The organism is Streptomyces sp. NPDC006385 (assembly GCF_040612485.1).
Classification (GTDB): Bacteria; Actinomycetota; Actinomycetes; order Streptomycetales; family Streptomycetaceae; genus Streptomyces.
In genome coordinates this window covers 14224-36800 of record NZ_JBEXQG010000051.1, presented here as the reverse complement: position 1 = coordinate 36800, position 22577 = coordinate 14224, and the positions used below count along the sequence as shown (strand labels likewise).

The window sequence follows — 22577 nt, the reverse complement described above, 5'->3', positions numbered from 1 at the left end:
CGCCCTCCCACGCTCCGGGCGCCACGCCCTCCCACGGGTCCGACGACGAGCACCCCGTGGCCGCCGTGCTGGCGCCGCGGCCCGACTCGGCGGCGCCGGAACCGGCGCTCGTGCCCCGGCGGCCGGAACCGGGGCACCTCACGGCGCGGTGAACGGCCCGTCGGCCCCGACTACTCGGTGATGATCGCCGGGTCGCTCACCCCCGGCCGCCCGTTCTCGACGTGCCCGGCGAACCGCCGCAGGAACGCGGGGTCGGCGTCGGAGGTGACGGTCAGGTCGTACCAGCGCCGGCTCCGGGCCAGGTCGAGGGTCCGGCGGACCGTGGCGCCGGACCGCACCGTCACCGTCGTGGCGCGACCGCCGTAGCCGTTGGTGACCTTCAGGCGGACGCTCGCCGTTGCCTTGTTGGTGAAGGTCAGCTCGACGTCGTCACCGGCGTGCCGGGCGGTGACCTCGGGGCCCGCCGCCTTGTTCGAGCCCTTGAAGGCACGCACGAAGCCGTTCGGGCCGTGCACCGTCAGGTCGTAGGAGCCGCCCGAGTACGCCGAGTTCCAGGTGTCGGCGATGGTCTTGCCGGCCTCGGTGGTGTACGTCCAGGGGCCGTCGGTGCGGTTGCCGGACGTGACGTGGAAGGCGGCTGCGGCCTTGGCGCCGGAGGCGAAGGTGAGCGTGAACCTGCCGGTCGCCGCGTCGACGGAACCGTCCACGTGCGGGGCGTACCGGAGCGGACGGGTGGGTCGCGTGCCGCGCTCCTGCCGGGGCATGTCCGGGTCGGCGGGCGGCGTCGGCCGGTAGTCGGGGTGACGCTCGCGGTCCGGCGGCTCGTACGCGTCGGTCTCCGGCAGCGCGGCCGGGCGGCTGTCCTTGCGGGAGAAGTCGAAGGCCGAGGTGAGGTCGCCGCAGACGGCCCGCCGCCAGGGCGAGATGTTGGTCTCCTCGACGCCGAAGCGGCGTTCCATGAACCGCAGGATCGAGGTGTGGTCGAGGGTCTCGGAGCAGACGTAACCGCCCTTGCTCCACGGCGAGACGACCAGCATCGGCACCCGCGGACCGAGCCCGTACGGGCCGGCCGGGCGCTTGCTGTCGCCCGGGTAGAGGTCGAGGGAGACATCGACCGTGGACTTGCCCCGGGAGGCGTCCTTCGGCGGGAGGGGCGGCACCACGTGGTCGAAGAAGCCGTCGTTCTCGTCGTAGGTGACGAACAGGGCCGTCTTCGACCAGACCTCGGGGTCGGCGGTGAGGGCGTCCAGGACCTGGGCGATGTACCAGGCGCCGTAGTTGGAGGGCCAGTTGGAGTGCTCGGAGAAGGCCTCGGGGGCGGCGATCCAGGAGATCTGCGGCAGCCTGCCGGCCTTGACGTCGGCCTTGAGCCGGTCGAAGTAGCCGTCGCCGTTCTTGACGTCGGTGCCGGTGCGGGCCTTGTCGTACCAGGGGTCGCCGGGCTTGGCCTCGCGGTACTTGTCGAAGTACAGCAGCGAGTTGTCGCCGTAGTTGCCGCGGTAGGCGTCCTCGATCCAGCCCCAGGAGCCGGCCGCGTCCAGTCCGTCGCCGATGTCCTGGTAGATCTTCCAGGAGATACCGGCCTTTTCGAGCCGCTCCGGATAGGTCGTCCAGGCGTAGCCGAGTTCGTCGTTGCCGAGGACCGGGCCGCCGCCCGTGCCGTCGTTGCCGGTGCAGCCCGTCCACATGTAGTAGCGGTTCGGGTCGGTGGAGCCGATGAACGAGCAGTGGTAGGCGTCGCAGACGGTGAAGGCGTCGGCGAGGGCGTAGTGGAAGGGGATGTCCTCGCGGGTCAGGTACGCCATGGTGGTGGTGCCCTTGGCGGGGATCCACTTGTCGTACTTGCCTCCGTTGTAGGCCTGCTGGCCGTCGGTCCAGCCGTGCGGCAGGCCCTCCAGGAACTGCATGCCGACGTCGTCGGCGTCCGGGTGGAACGGCAGGATGTCCTTGCCGCCGTCCGACTGGTGCCAGTTCGACCTGCCGTTGTCGAGCTTCACCGGGCGCGGATCGCCGAAACCGCGGACGCCGCGCAGCTTGCCGAAGTAGTGGTCGAAGGAACGGTTCTCCTGCATCAGGACGACGATGTGCTCGACGTCGTCGATCGACCCCGTGCGGTGGTTGGCCGGGAGCGCGGCGGCACGCTGGATGCTGCTCGACAGAGCCGAGAACGCCGTGGTCGCGCCCGCGAGTTGAAGGAATCTGCGCCGGTTGACTTCGGGCATGAGCGAGGGACCTCTTCCCATTGAGGGTGTTATGACCGGCCGTTGGTGACGGAATGCGCGCGGAAGGAGTGTTCCAGGAGCACCAAACGTCAGGGAAGGGTCCGGTGGCGCTCATGTGAAAGTCGCCGGTACGGGAGGTGTGCCGGGGCCGGAGCGCGGGGATGGTCGCGATCATGACAGAGACGACGCGCACGGACTCCCCGCCGGCGAACCGGCCCGTACGCCAGCTCCTCGCCGCCTCGGTGGGCAACGCAGTGGAGTGGTACGACTGGTACGCCTACACCTTCCTGGCCACCTACATCGCGGCCCAGATCTTCCCCAAGGGCGCGGACAACTCCCTGGTGCCGCTGCTGTCGACGTTCGCGGTCTTCGCGGTGGGCTTCCTCATGCGTCCGGTGGGCGGCCTGCTCATGGGCGCGGTCGCCGACCGCCGCGGCCGGCGGGCCGCGCTGACGGTCACCATCCTGCTGATGGGCGGCAGCAGCCTGCTGGTCGGCCTGACCCCGACGTACGAGTCGGCCGGAGTGCTGGCTCCGGTGATCCTCGTGATCGCGCGGCTCCTGCAAGGTCTGTCGGTCGGCGGCGAGTTCGCGGCGTCGACGACCTTCCTGGTCGAGTCGGCCGGACCCGGCCGCCGGGGGCTGTTCTCCAGCTTCCAGTACGTCTCGACGACCATCGGTCAGCTGGCCGCGTCCGGCGTCGCGGCCTTGCTGGTGGACACGTTGAGCGAGGGGCAGATGAACGGCTGGGGCTGGCGGGTGCCGTTCGTCCTCGGCGCCGTGCTCAGCCTGGTCGGCTTCTGGATCCGGCAGGGCGCGGAGGAAACGCGCAGCGCCGAGCAGCAACAGGCGCCGCGCCCGGGCCTGTTGGAGGCGCTGCGCCGCCACCCGCGCCAGTCCCTGCTGATCTGCGGGATCACGGCGGGCGGCACGATCGCGTACTACACCTGGACGTCGTACCTGCCGACGTACGCCGAACTCAACGCGGGCATCGAGAAGTCCGACGCGCTGCTCGCCGGCACGATCTCGCTGGCCTTCTTCGCCCTGCTCCAGCCCCTCGGCGGCCTCCTCTCCGACCGGTTCGGACGACGCCCCCTGCTCCTCTTCTTCGGTCTGGGCTTCGCCCTCCTCACCGTTCCCCTGCTGCACGCCCTGCGCGACTCCTTCGCGGTGCTGCTGCTCGTGCAGTGCGCGGGCATGGTGCTGCTGACCGGGTTCACGTCGATCAGCGCGGCCGTGAACGCCGAGGTGTTTCCGCCGCGGGTCCGGGCGGCGGGGATCGGGTTCCCGTACTCGCTGACGGTGGCGCTGTTCGGGGGTACGGCGCCGTATGTGGGCACGTTGTTCAAGGAGTTGGGGCACGCGCCTCTCTTCCCCTGGTACGTCGCCGTGCTGTGCCTCGGCTCCTCGCTCGTGTACCTGCGGCTTCCCGAGACCGCGCACCGGACCCTGGAGCGATGACCGCGTCGCTTCGGGTCAGCGGGGCGTGGCGATGGTGCCGCGGACGACGAGCCGCGGGGTGAGGACCACCTCTCGGGGCTCGGTGCGGTCCTGGTCGAGAGCCGGCCACGGACACCTCGCCGGGGACACCCACTCCGGCGCGCGTGAGCGCGGCCAGAACGCCGATGGCGCACTGGTCGTCGAAGGCGAGGACGGCGGTGGGAAGGTCGCCGGAGTCGAGGAGCTCGCGGGCGGCGCGCTCGCCGGCGGCCTCGGTGTTGTCGCCGCGCACCACCCTGATGTGGGCGTCGAGGGTCATGCCGGCGCATGGCGGTGCGGTACCCGCGGCGCCGGTCCGTCGCGATCACGCCCTTGCCGCCGTCGACGTGGGCGATCGCGCGGTGGCCGACGACGATGACGGGGGCCTTGCGGTCCCCCTTCTGACCGAGACGCGCAGCGAGGCGTACGCCGGGCCTTCCGTCTGACGGAAGCCGCCTTGCCGAGCAGCGGGGGGCGTCAGGACGCTGAGTCCAACCACGGCTCGCGGGGCGACGACGCCTCGCTCTCAGAGACGGGAACGCCATGCCGCACATGACCGCCTTCGCCAGGAACCAGTGGTACGTCGCCGCCTACAGCCACGAGGTCGGACGCGAGTTGCTCGGTCGGAAGATCCTCGGTGAGACGCTCGTTCTCTACCGCACGGAGGAGGGGACGCCGGTCGTCCTGCACGACCGCTGTGTGCATCGCCGCTACCCGCTGTCCGAGCCGCCGACCCGGCTCGACGGCGACCGGATCGTGTGCGGGTACCACGGGTTCACGTACGACACGACCGGTACGTGCGTGTACGTGCCGGGGCAGAAGCGGATCCCGCGGACGGCGCGGGTGGCCCCGTACCCCGTCGTCGAGCAGGACTCCCTGATCTGGGTGTGGATCGGTGACCCGGCGCTCGCCGACCCGGGGGGCATCCCGCGGGCCAGGCATCTGGACTCCCCCGGCTGGATCACCGTGCGCGGCATGGAGCCCATCGACTGCGACTACGGCCTGCTCGTCGACAACCTCCTCGACCTGTCCCACGAGACCTATCTGCACGGCGGCTACATCGGCACCCCCGAGGTCGCCGAGACCCCGATCACCACCGAGGTCGACGAGGGCGCCGGCATCGTACGGGTGAGCCGGCACATGGACGACGCCGAGTGCCCGCCGTTCTACGCCAGGTCGACCGGCATCCAGGGCCGGATCACCCGCTGGCAGGACATCGAGTACCACGCGCCCTGCCTGTACCTGTTGCACAGCCGCATCGCCCCGGTCGGTGTGCTGCCGGAGGCGGACGGCAGCGACCCGAACGGCTTCCACACGGAGATCACGTACTGCATCACGCCGTCCGGCGACGGCAAGGTGTACGACTTCTGGGCAGTCTCTCGCGACTGGGCGACGGACGACGACGAGGTCACCGAGTTCCTGCGCGGCAACAACCACACCGTCGTCATGCAGGACGTCACCGCGCTCAACCTGCTCCAGGAGACCCTCGGCACCGAACGTCACGGCTACCAGGAGCTGAGCATCAACATCGACACCGGCGGCCTGGCCGCCCGCCGTATCCTCGCCCGGCTGGTGGAGGAGGGCGCGAAGCCGATGGAGAAGGTCCAGTGACGTCGCCCTCGCCCTTCGGGACCGGAGAGATCTACCGCATCGACTGGCTGCCGGGCACGGACGTCCTGCACGGCACCTGTCACTGCGGCCGCGAGCACACCGCGCAGGACCCGGTGGAGATGTGGGAGTGGATGCTCGCACACCCCCAGGGACACCAGCCGCAAGGAAACCAGCCGCAAGGAAACCAGGCGCAAGGAAACCAGGCGCAAGGAAACCGCTCATGACCGGGTACGAAGCCGAACTGGTCGTCAGCCGAAGGGAAACCGCGGCCGACGGCGTGCTCGCCCTCACCCTGCGCCACCCGCTGGGCGAGCCGCTCCCGGCGTGGGAGCCCGGCGCCCACATCGACGTCGTGCTCGGGCCGGGGCTGGAGCGGCAGTACTCGCTGTGCGGCGATCCGGCGGACCGGACCCGGTGGCGGATCGCCGTGCTGCGGGAACCGGACGGGCGCGGCGGCTCCGCCCATGTGCACGAGCAGTTGGGGCAGGGCGACAAGGTCCGCGTGCGCGGTCCGCGCAATCACTTCCGGCTGGAGCCGTCCACGGCCTACCGCTTCGTCGCCGGCGGCATCGGCATCACCCCGATCCTGCCCATGCTGGCCGCGGCCGAGGCGGCGGGGGCCGAGTGGACGCTGCTGTACGGCGGGCGGTCCCGTCGATCCATGGCGTTCGTCGAGGAGTTGGGGCGGCACGGCGACCGGGTGACGATCGCCCCGCAGGACGAGACCGGTCTGCTGGACCTGGCCTCGGTCCTGGACGACGTGCCGGGCGGCACGCTCGTCTACTGCTGTGGTCCCGGTCCGCTGCTCGACGCCGTCGAGGAGCGGTGCCCGTCCGGGGTGCTGCGCGTCGAGCGGTTCCAGCCGAAGGAACAACCGGCGGGCGAGGAAGGGGAGTTCGAGGTCGAGCTGGCGCAGAGCGGACTGACGCTCACCGTCGCGCCGGGGGTCTCCGTGCTGGACACGGTCCGGGCGGCCGGTGTGGAGGTGCTCTACTCCTGCACCGAGGGCACCTGCGGGACCTGTGAGACCGACGTCCTCGACGGCACCCCGGAGCACCGGGACTCCGTGCTCACGGCTCAGGAGCAGGAGAGCGGCGAGACGATGATGATCTGTGTGTCCCGGTGCCGGGGGAAGCGGCTGGTGCTGGATTTGTGATGCGCAGGTCGGCCTCGATCCGGGCGACGGTCGCCAGCAGGTGCGGCAGCAGATCGCGGCGCACGGAGTCGACGGAGGTGCGGCCGGCGTGCACGGCGATGTTGGCGGCCGCGACCACCTCGCCGTCCCGGTCCCGCACCGGGACGGCGACCGACCTCAGCCCCTCCTCCAGCTCCTGGTCGACGACGGCGTATCCCTGTCGGCGCACCCGGCCGAGCTCCGTCCGCAGGGCGTCCGGCGAGGTGATGGTGCGACCGGTCAGAGGCTTCAACTCGGCTTTGGCGAACCTGAGTTCGGCGTCCTGCTCCGGCAGGTGGGCGAGGATCACCCGACCCACCGAGGTGACATACGCGGGGAAACGCGTGCCGACCGTGATGGACGCCGTCATGATGCGGCGCGTGGGGACGCGGGCGACGTACACGATGTCGTCGCCGTCGAGGACGCACAGCGACGACGACTCCCGTACCTGCGCGACGAGTTGCTCCAGATGCGGCTCGGCGATCTGCGGCAGGGTGTAGCTGGAGAGGTAGGAGTAGCCGAGTTCCAGCACGCGCGGGGTGAGGCGGAACCGGCGGCCGTCGGTGTGGACGTACCCGAGGTCGGCGAGGGTGAGCAGGAAGCGGCGGGCGGCGGCGCGGGTCAGCTCGCAGGCGCGCGCCACCTCGCTCAGCGTCCGCGTCGGATGCTCGGCGTCGAAGGCACGGATCACGGCGAGGCCGCGCTCGAAGGACCGGACGAAATGCGGTGCGCGGGTTTCAGCGGACATCCTGGCCTCCGGGCGTGACGTACGACCGTACGCCCTGCGCACGCTAGGAGTGCGGATCTCGTGATGTCAACGGCCCGTAGGCACACAGGCATTGACCATGAATCGGGCTCGGCCTTACGTTCTCGCTGAGCACAAGCGTGCTGTCTGCGCACAGCCTGTCGGAGCACCAGCGTCGGTCCCACAGGGGGATTCATGCGTCGTCGTCTGTTTCTGGCTCTCACGGCCGCGTCCGTCCTGGTCTCCGCGACGGCCTGCGGCTCGTCCGGCGGCGGGGACGCCTCGGACGCGGGCGGCTCGTCCGGCGGGGTGACCACCGTCAAGGTCGGGCTCATTCCCATCGTCGATGTGGCGCCGCTCTATCTCGGCCAGGAGAAGGGCTTCTTCGAAAAGCGCGGCCTGCAGCTGGAGTTCACCGCGGCGCAGGGCGGCGCGGCGGTCGTGCCGGGCGTGGCCAGCGGTCAGTTCCAGTTCGGTTTCTCCAACGTCACGTCGCTGATGATCGCCCAGTCCAACAACGTGCCGATCAAGGCCGTCGCGAACGCGATCGCCTCGACCGGCGTCGAGGGCGAGGACTTCAGCGCGATCACCGTCGCCGAGGACAGCCCGATCAGGACGCCGAAGGACCTGGAGGGCAAGCGGGTCGCCATCAACACCCTGAAGAACATCAACGAGACGTCCGTGCGCGCGTCCGTGCGCAAGGCGGGCGGCGACCCGGACAAGGTCGAGTTCGTCGAGCTCGCCTTCGACCAGATGCCCGCCGCCCTCGACAGCGGGCAGATCGACGCCGCCCAGGTGGTCGAACCCGCCCTCGCCGGGGTCAAGAGCCAGGGCGGACGCGTCATCGCCTCGCCCCTGGTCGACGTGGCACCCGACCTCACCGTGGCGCTGTACTTCACCTCGACGCGGTACGCCCAGCAGAACCCGGAGGTGGTGAAGAAGTTCCAGGAGGCCACCGCCGAGTCCCTCGCCTACGCCGACGCCCACCCGGACGAGGCCCGCCAGATCGTCACCACGTACACGAAGATCCCGGCGGCGGTGCTGGAGAAGGTGACCCTGCCGAAGTGGCCGGCCGAGCCGAACCGCGCCTCCATCGAGGCGCTGATGAAGCTCGGCGAGGAGGACGGCCTGTTCAAGTCGACGCCGGACCTGGACAAGCTGCTGCCGTGAGGGGCCTGAACGTCGCACTCGGTGCGGCCGGGCTCGCGGCCTTCCTCGCCCTGGGCGAGGCGGTGCCGCGGCTCGGCCTGGTCAAGGAGGCCTACTTCCCGCCGACCAGCCGTATCGCCGAGGCGCTCGCGGACGAGGTCGCCGAGGCCGCCTTCTGGACGGCGCTCGGCGACACGCTCACCGGCTGGGCACTGGGGCTCGCGATCGCGTCCTGCGCGGGCATCGTGGTGGGCGTCGTCGTCTCGGTCGTGCCGTATCTGCGCGAGGTGACGGCCTCCACGATCGAGTTCCTGCGCCCGATCCCCTCGGTCGCGCTGATCCCGCTGGCGGTGCTGCTGTACGGCACGGAACTGCGCTCGGTGCTCCTGCTCGTCGTCTACGCGTCGTTCTGGCAGGTGCTGATCCAGGTCCTGTACGGCGTCCAGGACGTCGACCCCGTCGCGGACGAGACGGCGCGGTCGTACGGCCTCGGCACCTGGGCCCGGATCCGGCATGTGCTGTGGCCGACCGCGCTGCCGTACGTCATGACCGGCGTCCGGCTGGCGGCGGCCGTCGCGCTGATCCTCGCCATCACCGCCGAACTCGTCATCGGGGCACCGGGGTTGGGCAGGCGGATCGGGGTGGCGCAGACCTCGCAGGCCGTGCCCGAGATGTACGCGCTGATCGTGGTGACCGGGCTGCTGGGGCTGCTGATCAATGTGGGCGCGCGCTCGGTGGAGCGGCGGGCGCTGGCCTGGCACCAGTCGGTGCGCGGGGAGGTGGCGGTGTGAGGCTCCTGCTGCTGCGGCTGGTGTTCGTGTGCGCGCTGCCGGCGGTGCTGGTCGCGCTCTGGTGGGTGGCGTCCGCCGGCAGTACGGACGTGTACTGGCCTGCCTTGCGCACGATCCTGGAGACCTTCCCGGACGTGTGGACGGCGGAGCGCCTACGGGAGGACGTCCTGCCCAGCGTGCTGCGCCTGACCGGCGGTTACGCGCTGGCGGCGGTCGTCGGCGTGGCGCTCGGTACCGTCATCGGCTCCTGTCGGCGGGTGCGGGCGGTGTGCGAGCCGGTCCTGGAGTTCCTGCGGGCGGTGCCGCCGCCGGTGCTGGTGCCGGTCATCATGCTGTTCGCGGGCATCGGCGACACGATGAAGGTCACGGTGATCGCGAGCGGCTGCGTGTGGCCGATCCTGCTCAACACGGTGGAGGGCGTGCGGGCGGTGGACCCGGTGATGGCGGAGACGGCACGCTCGTACGGGATCACGGGCGTGGCGCGCCTGAGGCACGTGGTGCTGCGCTCGGCGAGCCCGCAGATCTTCGCGGGCCTGCGGCAGGCCCTGTCCATCGGCATCATCCTCATGGTGATCAGCGAGATGTTCGCCGCGAGCAACGGGCTCGGCTTCACCATCGTCCAGTTCCAGCGCGGTTTCGCGATCCCGGACATGTGGACCGGCATCCTCGTGCTCGGTCTGCTCGGCTTTCTGCTGTCGGTCGTCTTCCAACTGGTCGAGCGGCGGGTGCTCGGCTGGTACCACGGTCTGCGCGCCTCGGCCAGGCGGTCCCCGTGACACTCACGAAAGGGCGATCCATGCTCGACGTACGAGGCCTGAAGAAGGTCTACGAGGGGTCGGGGCGCCGGGTGGAGGCGGTCCGCGATCTCAGCTTCATCGTCGAGGCGGGCGAACTGGTGTGTCTCGTGGGCCCGTCGGGCTGCGGCAAGACGACCTTGCTGAAGTGCGTGGGCGGACTGCTCACTCCGACGGCGGGTGAAGTACGACTGGCCGGGCAGCGGGTCAGTGGTCCGCCGCCCGGTATGGCGTTCGTCTTCCAGGAGTACGGACGCAGCCTGTTCCCGTGGATGCGGGTCGCCGACAACGTCGAACTCCCCCTCAAGCAGAAGGACCTGCGCAAGGAACGACGCCGGGACCTGGTCACCGACGCGCTGGAGTCGGTCGGGCTCGCGGACGCCGCCGGGGCGTACCCCTGGCAGCTCTCCGGCGGGATGCAGCAGCGGGTCGCGATCGCCCGCGCCCTGGCCTACGAGCCTCAGGTCCTGCTGATGGACGAGCCGTTCGCGGCGGTGGACGCCCAGACGCGCGCCGATCTGGAGGACCTCGTACGGGGGCTGTGGCGGGAGCGCGGGATCACGATCCTGTTCGTCACCCACGACATCGACGAGGCCGTGTACCTCGGCCAGCGGGTGATCACGCTCTCCGCCTCACCCACCGTCGTCCGCGAGCAGCTCAAGGTCGACCTGCCCGACGAGCGGGACCAGGTGCACACGCGCGTGTCCCCGCGCTTCGCCGAACTGCGGACCCATGTGTACGAGCAGATCCAGTCGGCGAAGCGCGGAACGACTGCCGTCGCCGAGGCGGACACGCCTCCACCTCACTGAACCGCGCCCGCCGGGCCGACCCGTGTTCCGTCGTGGGGGACCACGTCGGACCGGGCGGCGGCCCGTCCGCGCGCCGAGGGCACGCGGTCGGCCGCCCCGAGGACGAGTCCGACGCGCTCGTGGCCCAGCGAGACCAGGTGCCGCCGGGCCTGCCCACGGCCACCGCGTCGTCGCAGGTCACGCCTGGGAAGCCAGGTGCTCGATGGCCGCGTCGACCAGCACCACCGTTGCGGCAACGGCGCGACGAGGTCGGCCTCGGAGCCTCGTCCTTGGTCCGCGTGCTGACTCCGGCCTCACTCGCCGCCTCAGCCGGTCGTCGCGTCCTGCGCGCAAGAGCAGCGCGAAGAACGCGGACGGCTTGCGCAGGCGCGTCAACGATCTCCGCGCGCTGCCCACAGTCCGCGGACGTGCCCGAGGTGCCGGGTCATGATCTCGCGTACGGCCTTCTCGTCACGCGCGATCAGGGCGTCGAGGAGTTCGAGGTGCTCCTCGGCGGACGCCAGCAGGCGGCCCGCCTCGACGAGCGCGGTGAGCCCGTAGAGGCGGGAGCGCTTGCGCAGGTCGCCGACGACCTCGACGAGGTGGGCGTTGCCGGCGAGGGCGAGCAGGCCGAGGTGGAAACGGGTGTCGGCCTCGACGTACGCGATGAGGTCGGCGGAGACGGCGGCCTGCACGATCTCCCGGGCGGCGGGACGCAGCGCCTCCAGGGAGACCTTGTCGGCGGTCCCGACCAGCGCGACCACCGTGGGGATCTCGATGAGCGCGCGGATGTGCGTGTACTCGTCGAGCTGTCTCTCGGAGACCGCGGTGACCCGGAAGCCCTTGTTGGGGACGGTGTCGACCAGTCCCTCCTTGACCAGGTCCAGCATGGCCTCGCGCACCGGCGTCGCCGAGACGCCGAAGCGGGCGGCGAGCGTCGGCGCGGAGTACACCTCGCCGGGAAGCAGTTCGCCCGCGATCAGCGCGGCCCGCAGGGCGTCGGCGACCCGCTCCCGGTAGCTGCGCTTCTTGCCGCCCAGGGTGGGCAGCGCCGGGGCGGCTGCGGTGGACGGGGCGCCGGTGCGCTGGGCGGCCATGGGTCTCCTAGCTGTGCAATGTCACGCGTTACCCGCCTCATTATCCTCGACGCTCACAGCACGAACCCGGCCGGGAACGGATCGGACGGGTCGAGCAGGTACTGCGCGGTCCCGGTGATCCAGGCGCGGCCGGTGAAGCTGGGCAGGACGGCCGGCACGCCGCCGACCTCGGTGGTGCCGAGGAGGCGTCCGGTGAAGCGGGTCCCGATGAAGGACTCGTTGACGAACTCGGTGTGCAGGGGCAGTTCGCCTCGGGCGTGCAGCTGCGCCATCCGCGCGCTGGTCCCCGTGCCGCAGGGCGAGCGGTCGAACCAGCCGGGGTGGATCGCCATGGCGTGCCGGGAGTGCCGGGAGGTCGCGCCGGGGGCGATCAGATGGACGTGGTGGCAGCCGCGGATGGACGGGTCCTCGGGGTGGACGGGCTCCTCCTCGGCGTTGATCGCCGCCATGAGGGAGAGGCCGGCCTTGAGGATGTCGTCCTTGCGGGAGCGGTCGAAGGGCAGTCCGAACTGGTCCAGCGGCAGGATGGCGTAGAAGTTGCCGCCGTACGCCATGTCGTAGGTCACCGTGCGCCCGTCGGGCAGGGTGATCTTGCGGTCGAGGGCGACGGAGAAGGACGGCACGTTCTGGAGGGTGACCGCCTTCGCGGCGCCGTCCTGAACCGCCACCTCGGCGACGACCAGGCCGGCCGGGGTGTCGAGCCGGATCGTGGTGACCGGCTCGACGACCTCGACCATGCCGGTCTCGACGAGCACGGTCGCCACGCCGATGGTGCCGTGTCCGCACATCGGCAGATAGCCGGAGACCTCGATGTAGATCACGCCCCAGTCGCAGTCGGGGCGGGTGGGCGGCTGGAGGACGGCGCCGCTCATCGCCGAGTGGCCGCGCGGCTCGTTCATCAGGAGCTGCTTGATGTGGTCGCGGTGCTCACGGAAGTACAGGCGCCGCTCGTTCATGGTGGTGCCGGGGACGGTGCCGACGCCGCCGGTGACGACGCGGGTGGGCATGCCCTCGGTGTGCGAGTCGACGGCGTGCAGGACGAGTTCGCTGCGCATGTCCGGCCTCCTTTGCGGTTGCGCGTGCGGGTACGCGAGTGCGACGGCGCCGGTGCGGTTACGCCAGCCCCGCGGCGACGGCCTTCTCGGTGGCGGTGCGGACCGCCGCCTCCTGCTCGGGCAGCAGCGGGACACGCGGCGGGCGGACGGGGCCGCCGTGCCGGCCGACGATGTCCATGGACAGTTTGATGGCCTGCACGAACTCAACCTTCGAGTCCCAGCGCAGCAGCGGGTGCAGCTGCTCGTACAGCTTCTTGGCCGTGCCCAGATCGCCGGCGACCGCGGCGCGGTAGAGCTCCACGGAGGACTTCGGCAGCGCGTTCGGGTAGCCGGCCACCCAGCCCTTCGCCCCGGCGATCGCGAGCTCCAGCAGCACGTCGTCGGCGCCGATCAGCAGGTCCAGTTCCGGGGCGAGCTCGGCGAGCCGGTAGGCGCGGCGGACGTCGCCGGAGAACTCCTTGACGGCGTGGATGTACCCCTCGGCGTGCAGCTTGGCGAGCAGTTCGGGCACCAGGTCGACCTTGGTGTCGATGGGGTTGTTGTACGCCACGATCGGTACGCCCGCCTTGGCGACCTCGGCGTAGTGGGCGAGGACGGAACGCTCGTCGGCGCGGTAGGCGTTGGGCGGCAGCAGCATCACGGACGCGCAGCCCGCGTCGCGCGCCTGCTCGGCCCAGCGGCGGGCCTCGGCGCAGCCGTAGGCGGCGACGCCGGGCATCACGCGCGCGCCGCCGAGTGTCGCGACGGCCGTCTCGACGACCTTGGCGCGCTCCTCGGGAGTGAGGACCTGGTACTCGCCGAGGGAGCCGTTCGGTACGACGCCGTCGCAGCCGTTCTCGACCAGCCAGGCGCAGTGCTCGGCGAACTTGCCGTGGTCGACGCAGAGGTCGTCGTCGAGCGGGAGCGCGGTGGCGACGAGGACGCCGCGCCAGGGACGGTTCTCGGTGGCGGTCATGTGGGTCCCTCTCGATCGGAGCGATACGGTGTGACATTTCACTGCGACATTTCACTGCGACCATTCACTGCGACACTGCCGGTCTGGCTCTCCGGCACGGGCCAGCACCCCGAGGGGCACGGGCCGGGCGAAGGGCCGCCGCGACGGAGTGGGTTCGCACCCGGCGAGTCCCGCCACCGCGGGCCCGCACACCCGGCCCTGGCACCAGCCCATCCCGGCCCGCGTCAGCAGCTTCACGGTCCGCGGATCACCGGCGCCGAGCTCCGCCACGGCCTCCCGGATCGCACCGCCGGTGACCTCCTCGCAGCGGCAGACGACGGTGTCGTCGGTTACCTGCTCGGTCCAGTGCGCGGGCGGCGCGTACACGGAGTCGAGCGCGACGGAGAACGCCCGCAGCCGGCTACGGACCTCGGCGGCCGCCGCCCATGCGCCCGGGTCGGGTTCGGTCCCGAACAGACACGCCGCGGCCGAGCGTCCTGCGATGTGCCCCTCGGCGAGCGCGAGGGCGGAGCCGCCGATGCCGGTGGTCTCCCCGGCGGCCCAGACGCCGGGCACGTCGGTGCGCTGTTCGTCGTCGACGTGCACGGCGAGTCCGTCGAGCCGGCAGCCCAGCGTCTCGGCGAGATCGGTGTGCGGGAGCATGCCGTGCCCGACGGCGAGGGTGTCGCAGGGGATACGGCGCCCGGTGCCGGGCCTGACCCGCCCGTCGCCGTCGAGCGCGGCGACGGTCACCGCCTCGAGCCGCTCGGTGCCGTGCGCCTCGACGACCGTGTGCCGGGCGAGGACCCGCACCCGATGACGCAGCAACCGAGCCGCGTATCCGGCGCCTTCGGCGACCTTCCCGGGCTCCGCTGCCAGCGCGCGGGACCGCCGTACGAGGGTCTTGGGGTCGGCGGACTCGACGAGCGCGGCCACGTCGACGCCGGCCGCGGCGAGTCCGGTCGCCACGGGGAGCAGCAGCGGGCCGGTCCCGGCGACCACGGCGGTGCGGCCGGAGACCGCGAGGGTGCCCTTGAGCATGGCCTGGGCGCCGCCCGCGGTGACGACACCGGGGAGGGTCCAGCCGGGAAACGGCAGCACCTTCTCGTATCCACCCGTCGCCAGGAGCACGGCGTCGGCGCGCACCTCGACCGGGTCCTCCTGCTCCGGGCCGAGGAGCGCGTGCACGGTGAAGCCGTCGCCGCGCCGCTGCGCACACCAGACATGATGGTCCGTCAAGTGCCGTACGGCACCGGCCCGGACGTGGGTGCGCAGCCCTTCGCTGAGTCGTTCCCAGGTGCGCCACTGGTGGTGCAGGGCCTGTGGGCGGCGGGCGCCCAGTTCGGCGGCGGGCTGCCGGTAGAACTGCCCGCCGGCTTCCGTGGCCGAGTCGAGGAGCGTGACCCGTACGCCATGGGCGGCGGCCGCGACACTTGCCGCGAGACCGGCCGGGCCGGCGCCGATCACCGCCAGATGCGGGCGTGCCCCTCGACGGTCCGGGTCAGTCATCGTGGCCCGTCCCCTCCTGCGTGCGGATGGCGTCGCCGGGCCGCACGGGCACGAGGCAGGCCCGCTGGTTCGGCCGGTCGTTGACGGTCACGAGGCAGTCGAAGCAGACGCCGATGCCGCAGAAGACGCCGCGGGGACGGCTGTCGCCCCGGGTGCTGCGCCATGAGGTGACTCCGGCCGCCCAGAGCGTGGCGGCGACGGTCTGGCCGGGCAGTGCCTCGATCTCGCGGCCGTCCAGGGTGACGGTGAACGCGGGGCCCGGTCGGGCGGCGGCCAACTCCACGGGGGATCTCACGCGGCCTCCTCGGCGAAACGGTCGGGGCGGAAGGGCGCCAGGTCCAGGTCGGGACTCTGGGCGGTGAGGGCCTGGGCGATCAAGTGGCCGGTGCCGGTGGCCAGTCCGATGCCCGCGCCCTCGTGGCCGCAGGCGTGGTACAGCCCCGGGGCGCGGGGGTCCGGTCCGACGGCGGGGAGGTGGTCGGGCAGGTACGGGCGGAAGCCGAGGTAGGAGCGCATGGCCCGCACCCGCTCCAGGAACGGGAACAGCCGGGTCGCCCCGGCCGCCAGGGCACGGACGACCGGCAGTGAGAACGTCCGGTCGAAGCCGACCCGCTCGCGGCTGGCCCCGATCAGGATCGGTCCCGCGGCCGTGCCCTCCACGACCGGTGAGGTCTGCAGCGCGGCCGAGTCGCTGGCCACGTCGGCCACGTAGTCGGCGGCGTACACCTTGTGACGGACCCGGCGCGGGAGGGGTTCGGTGACGAGGACGAAGCCGCGCCGCGGCAGGACGGGCAGGTGGACGCCCGCGAGTGCGGCGAGGTCACCGCCCCAGGTGCCGGCCGCGTTGACGACCGCCGGGGCGTGGAGGTCGCCCTGGTCCGTGCGGACCCCGCGCACGGTCCCGTCCGGGGCGCGCAGGACGCCGGTCACGGTGTGGCCGGTGAGCAGGCGGGCGCCGGAGGCGCGGACCAGGTGGGCGGCGGCCAGGGCGGGCATGACCTGGGCGTCCTGGGGGTAGTGGACGGCGCCGGGCAGACCCGGGGCGAGGTGGGGTTCGAGGTCGTACAGGGCGTCGCCCGCGACCGGTTCGGCGACGACCCCGGCGGCGCGCTGTCCTTCGGCGAACCGTTCCAGCGCCGCGAGCCCCCCGGGCGACGAGGCCACCACCACTCCCCCTTTGGCCTCGTACTCGACGGCCTCCCCGAACTCCCGCGCCAGCTCGCCCCACAGCCGGCCGGACAGCAGCGCGAGGTCCAGCTCCGGACCGGGTTCCTTGTCGGAGACGAGGAGATTGCCCTCCCCGGCGCCGGTCGTGCCGCCGGCCACCGGGCCACGGTCGACGAGGATCACGTCGAGGCCCGCGCGGCCCGCGTACAGGGCACAGGCCGCGCCCACCATTCCGGCTCCGACCACCACGACATCGCAGGTCAGTCGCTTGCTCACGTCAGTACTATGTCACATATCCCATCAGCTGGGAATGAAGGGAACGCCACGCGGCCGAGGTGGGACGAGGTGGGGAGACGGCGCTGACGGGGCGCCGCCGGCGACCTGAACGCCGACGGTGCCCCGCTCAGCCTTGAGGGGTGGGCACGACGCGCAGATGGGCCGCGGCGCGGCGGGCCCCACGGACCCTGGGCCGGTCGCGGCGCACCTCGCGCAGGACCAGCGTCAGCCGGGTGCAGCCCATCTCCTGAAGGGTCCTGGGCGTCTCCTCGACGACCCGGCACTCGGTCGCACCCCACCGCGGATCAGGGTGCAGCAGGGGACGTACGGCGCCGTCGTGCGCCACGGCCCGCTCACCGACCGCGCGGACCCAGTGCGGCAGACCCTGCCGGTAGGCGGCCTCCATCAGCGGGTCCTGGGCGATCTCCCGGCGGATGGCCTGCAACCCGTGGTCATGGCCGTGCCGCTCCAGGGCGGCCGCGAACTGGGCCAGCAGCGGTAGGCACCAGCTGGACTCGTGATCACCGAGGACCGTGCTCGCGTCCGGGTGGAAGAGGACGAACCGGAGGAAGTTGTCGTCGGGCATGGCCGTCGGGTGCGGGCCCACGCCGCGGAAAAGTGACGCGAAAGCGGTGTTCGCCAGAACGACGTCCCAGCGGCGGTCGAGGAGGACGGACGGGAACGGCACGGCCTCCAGGAGAGTGGCGTAGTCGCGCAGATACGCCTGGGCCTCGCGACTCTCGGGGACGGGCCGCGGTACGGACCGCTGCCCACCTGCCTGATATGCCATCGGGAGGTCACCCCTCTTGCCTATGCGGCCTTCACGCGGCGCCCTGATCCTGGTGCCCACGCCCGATCGGTGTCAACTATCGTGGCATTTCGTGTCTGTTGACGGCTGAAATTGGCCACAGTTGTGGCGAGACCTGGATGTGAGTTCGAACTACCCGGTAATCTCCACCAAGTTCACGGCAACCGCTTGTGAGAAGCCTGTGAGAGACGTAGGAGATCTGTCGGTGACGGGTGGCTTCGAGGGTCCGGGCGCCACGCAGACGGCTGCGCTGCCGGCCGTCGTCGCTCGTGTCACCGCGCTCGCCGACCGGCTCGGCGTGCCGCACGCGGAGGTCTTCGACACCGGCCGGCTGTCCGTGGCCTCCGGCGTCCCGGAGCCCGTGGTCAGGGCCCTGCTCAGTGGCCGCCCCGCGGGCGAGCCGGACGTCCAGGCCCGCTTCCTCCAGCGCCTGGACCTCCTGCGCCGCACCCGCCTGAAGCCGAACGGCCGCAAGTACACCCAGCAGGAGATCGCCGACGGCGCGGGCATGTCGCGCCAGCAGGCGGGCGCCCTGATCAACGGCGACCGGCGCCCCACCATGGAGCACTGCGACGCCATCCAGCGCTTCTTCCGCGTCCACGCCGGATTCCTCACGGCCGAGGACCCCGAGGCACTCACGGGCGCCCTCCAGCACACCGAACAGGATCTGCTCCAGAAGCTGGCGGAGCGCGAGGCGGCGCAGGCCGCCGCGGACCCGCTGGAGAGGCTGCTCCAGGACCACGGTGTGCGCGGGATCGCCTGGCGGGCCGCCCAACTGCCCACCGACCAGCACCGCGACAAGGTCGCCGAGTGGCTGGACATGCTCCTGGAGAGCGTCAAGCGGCCCGAGTCGTGATCCGGGGAGAACGGGAGACAAGTGGGCATCGGTAGGGAAATGCGCCGCCTGTGCGGCGAGTTGGTCGCGGAGCTGAGCCTTCCCGCACCCGCGGCGCCGGAGAAGCTGTACGGCGCCCTGTGCGACGCGATGAGCAGACGCCGCGGCCGTCCCGTCCACTTCCGTACGGCCGCCTTCCCGGTCGGCACGGCCAGCGGGCTGTGGCTCGACATGGCCGACCAGGACCTGGTCGTGATCGAGGAACGCACCGCGCCCGACCACCAGTTGGTGATCCTCGGCCACGAGCTGTGGCACATGAAGGCGGGCCACTGCAGCCACAGCATCGAGGGCGCCACCGTGGCGGCCCGCCTCCTGAGCGACGACGCCGACCTGCGCTCGACGGTCCTCAAGGTCGCCGCCCGCAGCCACTTCGACCAGGCCGAGGAGAAGGAGGCCGAGACCTTCGGCCTGTTACTGGCCAGCAAGTGCCGGGCGTGGCTGGCGGTGTCGTCGGTGCGGGGCCAGCGGGATCATCTGGCGGGGCGGATCGAGGCGTCCCTGGGGTATCTCGGCCCGCAGGGCTGACCGAGGGCGCGGCGGTGCGCGTACGGCACCTCGGAGGGCGTTTCACCTCCGCTGAGCGGGCGAACCCACACGTGGCCGAGCCCGATTGTCAGTGGTGGGCGGCAAGCTGGTGATGCGCCCTCATATGCGGGGGCGTGACGCGATGACGCCGACTCGGGGAGAGCCGACCGATGCCCACCGCCGTACTGACCGACCGCGAGCGCAGCGCAGTCCAGGCCTATCTGCGGCTGTTGCACACCGTACGAGCCGCGTTCGACGGTCCTCCCGGCTCCCGCCGGCCACCGGTCGTCCCGCCCGCCGTCCTCGCCGAGGCGGAACAGGCGCTGGCGGAAGCGGGACTGGCCGGCAACGAGGAGGAGTTCTTCCGGATGCTGCGCAGCTGGTGTCCCGCACAGCCCTAGCGGATTCCGCACGGGCCCCGGCGCGGGGCGTCCGAGGGGGCTCAGGTGTGCGGCACGCTCACCGCTGTCGCCACCAGCCCCCGCTGGACCGTCCACCGGCCCTCGAAGTGGTCGAGGCGGCGGTCGCCCACGCACGGGCCCGGGACGAGCAGCCGGGCGCGGAAGCCACCGCTGTGCGGCTCACCGGGGTCGGCGAAGACGTCGATGTCGGCCTCGGCGAAGTCCAGCCACTTCCCGGTGAGGGGGAACCACGCCTTGTAGACGGACTCCTTGGCGCTGAACAGCAACCGGTCCCAGTGGACTTCGGGGTGGTCGCCGGCCAGGCGGCGCAGCCGGTCCGCCTCGGCGGGCAGGGCGACGGCGGGCAGGACGCCCTCCGGGAGCGTCTGGTGGGGCTCGGCGTCGATACCGAGGGAGGCCAGGTCGCAGGTGCGGACCAGGGCGGCGGCGCCGTAGCCGTCGCAGTGGGTCATGCTGCCGGCCAGGCCGGCCGGCCAGCCCGGGGCGCCGCGCTCGCCGGGCAGGATCGGCCGGGGCGGCACGCCGAGCTTCTCCATGGCGCGGCGGGCGCAGGAGCGTACGACGGCGAACTCCCGGCGGCGCTTGGCGACCGCCTGGACCACGACCGCCTCCTCCTCGGGGTACAGGCCCGCGTTCGGGGGTTCCTCCTCGCCGTACGCCTCGACGGCGACCACCGTGTCCGGCAGCAGTTCCTCGATCACCGGGCCCCGTCCTCCCTGGGCAGAATCCGGCGCAGCCGTCCGGGTGGTTCCGGTCGCTTGCGCCACTCACGCGGATATCCCACCGACACCTCCTCGAAGCGGACGCCCTCGTGCCAGGTGGTCCGTGGGATGTGGAGGTGGCCGTAGACCATGGTCGCGACGCGGAACCTGCGGTGCCAGTCCGCGGTCAGCCGGGTGCCGCACCACATGGCGAACTCGGGGTACCACAGGACGTCGGTCGGGTGCCGGTCCAGCGGGTAGTGGTTGACGAGGACGGTGGGCAGGTCCTCGGGCAGTGCGGCGAGCCGGCGCTCGGTCTCGGCGACCCGGGCCTCGCACCAGGCCTCGCGGGACGGGTACGGGTCGGGGTGCAGCAGATACTCGTCGTTGCACACGATCCCGGTCCCGTGCGCGTACCTCAGCCCCTCGTCCTTGGTCGCGCAGCCGGAGGGCAGGAACGAGTAGTCGTACAGCAGGAACAAGGGCGCCACGGCCACCGGGCCGCCGGGGCCGTCCCAGACCGGGTAGGGGTCCTCGGGAGTCGACACACCCAGTTCCCGGCACAGGTCGACCAGGTGTTCGTAGCGGGCGACGCCACGCAGGGTGACGGTGTCCTTCGGGTGGGTCCACAGCTCGTGGTTGCCGGGTGCCCACAGGACCTTGCGGAAGCGGCCGGCGAGCGTCTGGAGGGCCCAGCGGATGTCGGCCACGGTCTCCGCGACGTCACCGGCGACGAGCAGCCAGTCGTCGTCCGAGTCGGGCCGCATCTTCTCGACGAGGGCGCGGTTGTCCTCGTAGCCGATGTGCAGATCGCTGATGGCCAGCAGCTGCCCGGCACCGCCGACCGTCGACGTCACCCCTCGCCCCTTCCGATCACCCGAAGGACACCACAAGAACACAGGCTGCCGTGCCTGTACAAGGCGGTATCCCGTCGGCGCACCGCCAGGGCGGTGGAGAATCCGTAACACGTACGTTGCACGGGGCGCCGCTTGAAAGCCGTATGATCGCCCCAACACCACCGCCACAACGTCCCTTCGCACGGGGCGGTTTGGTGTACCTCCATCCACCCTGCCCGGGTACGGGCCTGCTTCGCCCTGCCCGCGAACCCCGAAAGGACGGCCCTGCATGGTCTCTCGCGTACGCGTCTGGCTCAACCGCACGTACGCGGAGAACGTGTTCTTCATGGATCAGCTGCGGAGAAATCCCAGCGATCGGGCGGTCGAGATCCATGCGACGCACGGGGACGCCGACTCCCCCGTGCTGGCCGCCGCCGACACCGCCGAACTGGAGCCGGAGGGCCTGTCCCCGGCCGCCTACGTCGAGTACGCGCTCGACCAGTGCCGGCGGCGCGGCATCGACGTCTTCGTACCCCGGCTGCACCAGTCGGCGATCGTGGCGCACCGCGCGGACTTCGAGGCGGCGGGTACGGCGCTGCTGGCGCCGCCGCCGGAGGCCGTGGCGGTGTTCGAGGACAAGGTGATCGCGTACGAGGCCGTGCAGGCGATCGGGGTGCCGGTGCCGCCGTGGTGGCGGGTGCGCACCGCCGAGGAACTCCTCAGCGCCGTCGAGGAGTTGGAGACCCGCGGGCACAAGGCCTGCTTCAAACCGGCGTCCGGCGCCGGCGGGGTGGGCTTCCGCGTCATCACACGCGCCCCCTTCTCGCTCACGCATCTCAGCGGGTTCCCGACCCCGTACGTCCAGCTCGATCTGGTGCTGGACGCGTTGCGGCGGGCCGACGAGCCGGTGGACTGGCTGGTCATGCCGCGGCTGGAGCAGCCGGAGGTGTCGGTGGACTGCCTCACCGGTCCGGACAACCGGGTGCGGCTGGCGATCGGCCGCAGCAAGAACGGCCGCCGTCGCGGGTTCACGGTGCAGGAGCAGTGGGTGGAGCCGGCGCGGCGGATCGCTGAGGGGTTCGGGCTGCACTATCTGTCCAACATCCAGTTCCGGATGTTCGGTGAGACGCCGGTGCTGATGGATGTCAACACGCGGCCGGCCGGTGGGTTGCATCAGCTCTCGCTGTGCGGGGTCAATGTGCCCTGGCTGGCTGTGCAGTTGGCGCTCGGGGAGGATCCCGGGGAGGTCGCGCCGCCGTTCCTGGGACAGGACTACACGGTGGTCTCGGGGCCGCGGCCGCTGCGGCCGGTGTCCATTCCGCAGCAGCGGGCGGAGGAGACGGAGCCGTTGTTGCCGGCGGTGCCGGCGCCCGCGTCGGTCGATTCGGTCGGGAGTGGGGCGGCTCAGGTCCTGCCGCTCTAGGTTTTTTCCCGGAAGGGTGTATCAGGGCGCCGACCGCGCGCTCATAAGAGTGAAAGGCAACGGGGGAACGCACCACGACGGGGGATGCACCACCACGGGGGAACGCACCACCACGGGGGAACGCACCACCACGGGGGAACACGGGGGCTTCGGGTCGGCCGGCGCTGTCACGGGGGC

The 22577-nt window shown here is 71.7% G+C and carries 23 protein-coding genes and 2 pseudogenes; 12 read left to right on the top strand and 13 right to left on the bottom strand.

What is annotated here, in order from left to right; all coding sequences use genetic code 11:
- Positions 1 to 170: 170 nt before the first annotated feature.
- A complete protein-coding gene (locus tag ABZ078_RS30805; RefSeq protein WP_356580633.1) occupies positions 171 to 2222 on the bottom strand; it encodes a phosphocholine-specific phospholipase C in 2052 nt (683 codons plus the stop codon).
- 161 nt (positions 2223 to 2383) lie between these two features.
- Between ABZ078_RS30805 and ABZ078_RS30800 the strand changes: the two genes are divergently transcribed.
- Positions 2384 to 3682: an MFS transporter gene (locus tag ABZ078_RS30800; RefSeq protein ID WP_356580631.1), complete on the top strand. Its 1299-nt coding sequence runs from the start codon at positions 2384 to 2386 to the stop codon at positions 3680 to 3682.
- Between the two features lie 15 nt (positions 3683 to 3697).
- Here ABZ078_RS30800 and ABZ078_RS30795 read toward each other — a convergent pair.
- Positions 3698 to 4080, bottom strand: a pseudogene (locus ABZ078_RS30795) (substrate-binding domain-containing protein); the annotation flags it as partial.
- Positions 4081 to 4243: 163 nt separating this feature from the next.
- Here ABZ078_RS30795 and ABZ078_RS30790 point away from each other — a divergent pair.
- The 3 genes from ABZ078_RS30790 to ABZ078_RS30780 are packed head-to-tail and all read left to right on the top strand — an operon-like array spanning position 4244 to position 6467.
- Complete coding sequence (locus ABZ078_RS30790; RefSeq protein ID WP_356580629.1) at positions 4244 to 5311, top strand: aromatic ring-hydroxylating dioxygenase subunit alpha; 1068 nt, start codon at positions 4244 to 4246, stop codon at positions 5309 to 5311.
- A complete protein-coding gene (locus ABZ078_RS30785; protein WP_356580627.1) occupies positions 5308 to 5535 on the top strand; it encodes a hypothetical protein in 228 nt (75 codons plus the stop codon). Before ABZ078_RS30790 ends, ABZ078_RS30785 begins: the two co-directional genes overlap by 4 nt.
- The gene (locus tag ABZ078_RS30780) at positions 5532 to 6467 is read left to right on the top strand and encodes a PDR/VanB family oxidoreductase (RefSeq protein ID WP_356580625.1); all 936 of its coding nucleotides are present in this window, start codon (positions 5532 to 5534) and stop codon (positions 6465 to 6467) included. The genes ABZ078_RS30785 and ABZ078_RS30780 overlap by 4 nt, the downstream gene beginning before the upstream one ends.
- Here the strand turns inward: ABZ078_RS30780 and ABZ078_RS30775 are convergent.
- The gene (locus tag ABZ078_RS30775; protein ID WP_356580623.1) at positions 6382 to 7233 is read right to left on the bottom strand and encodes an IclR family transcriptional regulator C-terminal domain-containing protein; all 852 of its coding nucleotides are present in this window, start codon (positions 7231 to 7233) and stop codon (positions 6382 to 6384) included. The genes ABZ078_RS30780 and ABZ078_RS30775 overlap by 86 nt on opposite strands.
- Positions 7234 to 7425: 192 nt before the next feature.
- Here ABZ078_RS30775 and ABZ078_RS30770 point away from each other — a divergent pair, with 192 nt between their 5' ends.
- From ABZ078_RS30770 to ABZ078_RS30755, 4 genes are read left to right on the top strand one after another with little or no spacing between them, the layout of a single operon-like run.
- A complete protein-coding gene (locus ABZ078_RS30770; RefSeq protein ID WP_356580621.1) occupies positions 7426 to 8400 on the top strand; it encodes an ABC transporter substrate-binding protein in 975 nt (324 codons plus the stop codon).
- The gene (locus ABZ078_RS30765) at positions 8397 to 9170 is read left to right on the top strand and encodes an ABC transporter permease subunit (RefSeq protein WP_356580619.1); all 774 of its coding nucleotides are present in this window, start codon (positions 8397 to 8399) and stop codon (positions 9168 to 9170) included. The genes ABZ078_RS30770 and ABZ078_RS30765 overlap by 4 nt, the downstream gene beginning before the upstream one ends.
- The gene (locus ABZ078_RS30760; protein WP_356580617.1) at positions 9167 to 9946 is read left to right on the top strand and encodes an ABC transporter permease subunit; all 780 of its coding nucleotides are present in this window, start codon (positions 9167 to 9169) and stop codon (positions 9944 to 9946) included. The genes ABZ078_RS30765 and ABZ078_RS30760 overlap by 4 nt, the downstream gene beginning before the upstream one ends.
- Positions 9947 to 9966: 20 nt before the next feature.
- Positions 9967 to 10773, top strand: a complete 807-nt coding sequence (locus ABZ078_RS30755; protein WP_356580615.1) for an ABC transporter ATP-binding protein — start codon at positions 9967 to 9969, stop codon at positions 10771 to 10773.
- Positions 10774 to 10823: 50 nt separating this feature from the next.
- Here the strand turns inward: ABZ078_RS30755 and ABZ078_RS30750 are convergent.
- The 8 genes and pseudogenes from ABZ078_RS30750 to ABZ078_RS30715 all read right to left on the bottom strand — a co-directional run.
- Positions 10824 to 10998: pseudogene (locus ABZ078_RS30750) on the bottom strand (LacI family transcriptional regulator); the annotation flags it as partial.
- Between the two features lie 146 nt (positions 10999 to 11144).
- Positions 11145 to 11849, bottom strand: a complete 705-nt coding sequence (locus tag ABZ078_RS30745) for a GntR family transcriptional regulator (RefSeq protein ID WP_356580613.1) — start codon at positions 11847 to 11849, stop codon at positions 11145 to 11147.
- Positions 11850 to 11902: 53 nt separating this feature from the next.
- The gene (locus ABZ078_RS30740) at positions 11903 to 12904 is read right to left on the bottom strand and encodes a proline racemase family protein (RefSeq protein ID WP_356580612.1); all 1002 of its coding nucleotides are present in this window, start codon (positions 12902 to 12904) and stop codon (positions 11903 to 11905) included.
- 58 nt (positions 12905 to 12962) lie between these two features.
- Complete coding sequence (locus tag ABZ078_RS30735) at positions 12963 to 13859, bottom strand: dihydrodipicolinate synthase family protein (RefSeq protein WP_356580610.1); 897 nt, start codon at positions 13857 to 13859, stop codon at positions 12963 to 12965.
- 51 nt (positions 13860 to 13910) lie between these two features.
- Complete coding sequence (locus tag ABZ078_RS30730; RefSeq protein ID WP_356580608.1) at positions 13911 to 15347, bottom strand: FAD-dependent oxidoreductase; 1437 nt, start codon at positions 15345 to 15347, stop codon at positions 13911 to 13913.
- Positions 15340 to 15642 carry a (2Fe-2S)-binding protein gene (locus tag ABZ078_RS30725; RefSeq protein WP_356580607.1) on the bottom strand — a complete coding sequence of 101 codons (303 nt, stop codon included), beginning with the start codon at positions 15640 to 15642 and terminating at the stop codon, positions 15340 to 15342. The genes ABZ078_RS30730 and ABZ078_RS30725 overlap by 8 nt, the downstream gene beginning before the upstream one ends.
- A complete protein-coding gene (locus tag ABZ078_RS30720) occupies positions 15639 to 16790 on the bottom strand; it encodes an FAD-binding oxidoreductase (protein WP_356580605.1) in 1152 nt (383 codons plus the stop codon). The genes ABZ078_RS30725 and ABZ078_RS30720 overlap by 4 nt, the downstream gene beginning before the upstream one ends.
- Positions 16791 to 16917: 127 nt before the next feature.
- On the bottom strand, positions 16918 to 17580 hold the full coding sequence (locus tag ABZ078_RS30715) for a hypothetical protein (RefSeq protein ID WP_356580603.1): 663 nt from the start codon (positions 17578 to 17580) through the stop codon (positions 16918 to 16920).
- A gap of 223 nt (positions 17581 to 17803) precedes the next feature.
- Here ABZ078_RS30715 and ABZ078_RS30710 point away from each other — a divergent pair, with 223 nt between their 5' ends.
- The 3 genes from ABZ078_RS30710 (at position 17804) to ABZ078_RS30700 (ending at position 19419) form a co-directional block, all read left to right on the top strand.
- Positions 17804 to 18454, top strand: coding sequence for a helix-turn-helix transcriptional regulator (locus tag ABZ078_RS30710; protein WP_356580601.1), 651 nt, complete (start codon positions 17804 to 17806; stop codon positions 18452 to 18454).
- A gap of 39 nt (positions 18455 to 18493) precedes the next feature.
- Entirely contained in the window at positions 18494 to 19018 is a 525-nt protein-coding gene (locus ABZ078_RS30705) for a toxin-antitoxin system, toxin component (RefSeq protein WP_356580679.1), read from the top strand.
- A 170-nt stretch (positions 19019 to 19188) separates the two neighbouring features.
- The gene (locus tag ABZ078_RS30700) at positions 19189 to 19419 is read left to right on the top strand and encodes a hypothetical protein (RefSeq protein ID WP_356580599.1); all 231 of its coding nucleotides are present in this window, start codon (positions 19189 to 19191) and stop codon (positions 19417 to 19419) included.
- A 41-nt stretch (positions 19420 to 19460) separates the two neighbouring features.
- On the opposite strand, the gene ABZ078_RS30695 is transcribed toward ABZ078_RS30700, so the two are convergent.
- Together ABZ078_RS30695 and ABZ078_RS30690 are read right to left on the bottom strand one after the other, a co-directional pair.
- Entirely contained in the window at positions 19461 to 20141 is a 681-nt protein-coding gene (locus ABZ078_RS30695; RefSeq protein WP_356580597.1) for a 4'-phosphopantetheinyl transferase superfamily protein, read from the bottom strand.
- On the bottom strand, positions 20138 to 20998 hold the full coding sequence (locus ABZ078_RS30690; RefSeq protein ID WP_356580595.1) for a metallophosphoesterase: 861 nt from the start codon (positions 20996 to 20998) through the stop codon (positions 20138 to 20140). Before ABZ078_RS30690 ends, ABZ078_RS30695 begins: the two co-directional genes overlap by 4 nt.
- A gap of 268 nt (positions 20999 to 21266) precedes the next feature.
- Here ABZ078_RS30690 and ABZ078_RS30685 point away from each other — a divergent pair, with 268 nt between their 5' ends.
- Positions 21267 to 22400 carry an ATP-grasp domain-containing protein gene (locus ABZ078_RS30685; RefSeq protein ID WP_356580593.1) on the top strand — a complete coding sequence of 378 codons (1134 nt, stop codon included), beginning with the start codon at positions 21267 to 21269 and terminating at the stop codon, positions 22398 to 22400.
- The last annotated feature ends 177 nt before the right edge of the window (positions 22401 to 22577 follow it).

Excerpts from the sequence above, each read along its gene's own strand:
- ABZ078_RS30805 (WP_356580633.1), bottom strand. The coding sequence starts at position 2,222 with ATGCCCGAAGTCAACCGGCGCAGATTCCTTCAACTCGCGGGCGCGACC.
- ABZ078_RS30800 (WP_356580631.1), top strand. The coding sequence starts at position 2,384 with ATGGTCGCGATCATGACAGAGACGACGCGCACGGACTCCCCGCCGGCG.
- ABZ078_RS30790 (WP_356580629.1), top strand. The coding sequence starts at position 4,244 with ATGCCGCACATGACCGCCTTCGCCAGGAACCAGTGGTACGTCGCCGCC.
- ABZ078_RS30780 (WP_356580625.1), top strand. The coding sequence starts at position 5,532 with ATGACCGGGTACGAAGCCGAACTGGTCGTCAGCCGAAGGGAAACCGCG.
- ABZ078_RS30775 (WP_356580623.1), bottom strand. The coding sequence starts at position 7,233 with ATGTCCGCTGAAACCCGCGCACCGCATTTCGTCCGGTCCTTCGAGCGC.
- ABZ078_RS30770 (WP_356580621.1), top strand. The coding sequence starts at position 7,426 with ATGCGTCGTCGTCTGTTTCTGGCTCTCACGGCCGCGTCCGTCCTGGTC.
- ABZ078_RS30755 (WP_356580615.1), top strand. The coding sequence starts at position 9,967 with ATGCTCGACGTACGAGGCCTGAAGAAGGTCTACGAGGGGTCGGGGCGC.
- ABZ078_RS30745 (WP_356580613.1), bottom strand. The coding sequence starts at position 11,849 with ATGGCCGCCCAGCGCACCGGCGCCCCGTCCACCGCAGCCGCCCCGGCG.
- ABZ078_RS30740 (WP_356580612.1), bottom strand. The coding sequence starts at position 12,904 with ATGCGCAGCGAACTCGTCCTGCACGCCGTCGACTCGCACACCGAGGGC.
- ABZ078_RS30735 (WP_356580610.1), bottom strand. The coding sequence starts at position 13,859 with ATGACCGCCACCGAGAACCGTCCCTGGCGCGGCGTCCTCGTCGCCACC.
- ABZ078_RS30730 (WP_356580608.1), bottom strand. The coding sequence starts at position 15,347 with ATGACTGACCCGGACCGTCGAGGGGCACGCCCGCATCTGGCGGTGATC.
- ABZ078_RS30715 (WP_356580603.1), bottom strand. The coding sequence starts at position 17,580 with ATGGCATATCAGGCAGGTGGGCAGCGGTCCGTACCGCGGCCCGTCCCC.
- ABZ078_RS30705 (WP_356580679.1), top strand. The coding sequence starts at position 18,494 with ATGCGCCGCCTGTGCGGCGAGTTGGTCGCGGAGCTGAGCCTTCCCGCA.
- ABZ078_RS30700 (WP_356580599.1), top strand. The coding sequence starts at position 19,189 with ATGCCCACCGCCGTACTGACCGACCGCGAGCGCAGCGCAGTCCAGGCC.
- ABZ078_RS30685 (WP_356580593.1), top strand. The coding sequence starts at position 21,267 with ATGGTCTCTCGCGTACGCGTCTGGCTCAACCGCACGTACGCGGAGAAC.